The organism is Promineifilum sp. (SeqCode), assembly GCF_041918635.1.
In the GTDB taxonomy this organism is placed as follows: domain Bacteria; phylum Chloroflexota; class Anaerolineae; order Promineifilales; family Promineifilaceae; genus Promineifilum.
Map to the genome: position 1 here is coordinate 1 of NZ_JAYRVJ010000753.1, position 2077 is coordinate 2077.

The 2077-nt window shown below is 61.4% G+C and carries 3 protein-coding genes; all 3 read right to left on the reverse strand.

From position 1 onward, the window contains the following. A partial coding sequence (locus ACE3UY_RS21760) for a hypothetical protein (protein WP_374689574.1) occupies positions 1–610 on the reverse strand: 610 nt, incomplete at its 3' end. Between the two features lie 53 nt (positions 611–663). Continuing rightward, entirely contained in the window at positions 664–1623 is a 960-nt protein-coding gene (locus ACE3UY_RS21765) for a YihY/virulence factor BrkB family protein (protein WP_374689575.1), read from the reverse strand. Positions 1624–1702: 79 nt separating this feature from the next. Beyond that, positions 1703–2077, reverse strand: a 375-nt coding sequence (locus ACE3UY_RS21770) for a M48 family metalloprotease (protein ID WP_374689576.1), incomplete at its 5' end; no start/stop codon positions are given.

Genomic DNA, 2077 nt, shown 5'->3' on the forward strand with positions numbered 1-2077 from the left:
CGCCCATCGCCGCGCCGAACTGGTACGCCTCGGCCACCCGCTCGAACGGCCAGCCCTTGGGGGCATAGGTCTGGTTGTAGTGATCGTGAAAGAGGGAGTGGCGGGTGTCGAAATCAACGCCGCGGTCGAAGGTGTGTTGGGTGGGATCAAGCTCGCGGGACGAGTAGAAATCGGCCGTGTGGGGCGAAGCATCCACCGTCTCGGGTTGAGGCGAGGGGTGTCTATCCTGCTGGAAAGCGAGTTCTTGATCGGTCAGCGAGACCGGGCTGCCGGTCTGCAGCGCTTGCCGTGTTGCCTCCAGCAGGTAATTTTCGGCGTGGACGATGATCACATTCTGGCCGTCGCGCGCCGCCTGGAGCATCTCCGCCGCCCGACCCTCGCCGTACTCCGCGACCAGCAGTCGTCGCAGCTTATCATCGCGCATCTCGTGCAGCGAACGCGCCTCGCCCCCCTCGACCGTCTTTTGCAGGCCAGAGTGGCCAACTGGTTCACCCTGGGCGTCGCGGCCGAGAAGCAGAACTCGGTTACCGTCCTGACCGGACTGGCGCACGGCCTCCAGAACCGCCTTAGTCGGTTCGGCGCTGGAATAGGTAGCGATTAAGGTTCTCATGGGTTTACCCCTCAAGACCTCTGAGGTTTGCGGCAAACCTCAGAGGTCTATTGCTAATGGCGCTGTGCCGCCTTGTGCGCCCGGCGCGATTGGTCAACGTGTTCCCGGTGGGGAATACCCTGCTGGGCGCGCGCTTCTTCAGTGACGGGGATAGCGCCCGGCTGGGGCCGCATCCCGGAACCATACTCCTTGGTGTAGACCTCAGTGAACTCCGCCCCGAAAAAGAGAATTTGCGCCGAGTAGTAAACCCACAGCAGCAGTAGGATAATGGAGCCGGCCGCGCCAAAGGCCGAGGTGGGATCGCTTCGCTCGAAGTAGAAACTGAGCGCATATTCGCCCAGCTTGAAGAGCACCGCGGTCAGGGCCGCGCCGACCAGAACGTCGCGCCACGTCATCTCCACGTCGGGAATGGTCTTGAACATGAGGGCAAACAGCAGGGTATAGACGCCAAAGGAGATGATAAAGTTGAGAATCCACAACAGGATCTCCGCGTCCGATACCAACCCGCCGACGTAGCCGCCAAACGCAGCCAGGACAGTGCTGAGCATTAGCGACACTAGCAGAATGAAGCCGATCACCAGCACCATGGAGAAGGAGAAGAAGCGATCTTTGATCTTGGAGAGAAAGCCCCGCTTCGGATCAGGCCTGACCTCCCAGATAGTGTTCATCGCATCTTGCAACTGCGTGAAGACGCCCGACGCGCCAAAGATGAGCAAGGCCACGCCGAACAGCGTAGGCAACAACTCGCCGTCGCCCGGCTCTTCGGCTGATTGCAGGATGGTTTGAATGGCCTCGCCGCCCTGCTGGCCCATCAGGCTACTGGCCTGGTTGACCACCTGGGTCTCAATGGTGGCGCGGTCGGTGAACAGGCTGGCGATGCCGATAGCCACCACTAGCAGTGGCGGGATGGAGAAGACGGTGTAGTAAGCCAGCGCCGCCGCCAGACGGGACGCCTTGTCCTCGCTCCAATCCTTGAAGGTCTGGATCAGCAGATCAATGAATTTGACGATCATGTGACTCTCCTTGTGCATGGTCGTTGGCCGTTGGTCATCAATCTGGAAGCTAGCGACTGGCGACCAACGACCCGGTCAATCACTGAATTAACCCTTCCGGCACGCCGTTTGGAAACTCGGCCTGGATGGCCTCCTGAATGGCGCTAACGCGATTCTCCGGGTTGGGGTGGGTGCTGAAGAATTCCGGCGGCCCCGAACCGCCGGCTTCGGCCAAGATTTGCATAACTTCGATCAGCCGGCGCGGATCGTAGCCGGCCTGGGCCATGAAGCGCACGCCCAGCCGATCGGCCTGCAGCTCGTGCTCGCGGCTGTAGCGCATGGTTAGCAGCTGGCCGATGACAGCCGCCATTTGGCCCGTGGCGGCGCTGTTGGGGTTCTGCGGGTCGTAGGAGGCGATAATCACCGCGCCGGTCAACCCCTGGGTCAACTGCTGGCGGGCGATCTGCTGCGCTGA

What these genes read in the sequence shown, in the direction of transcription:
- ACE3UY_RS21765 (WP_374689575.1), bottom strand. Translation starts at nt 1,623, where the DNA reads ATGATCGTCAAATTCATTGATCTGCTGATCCAGACCTTCAAGGATTGG.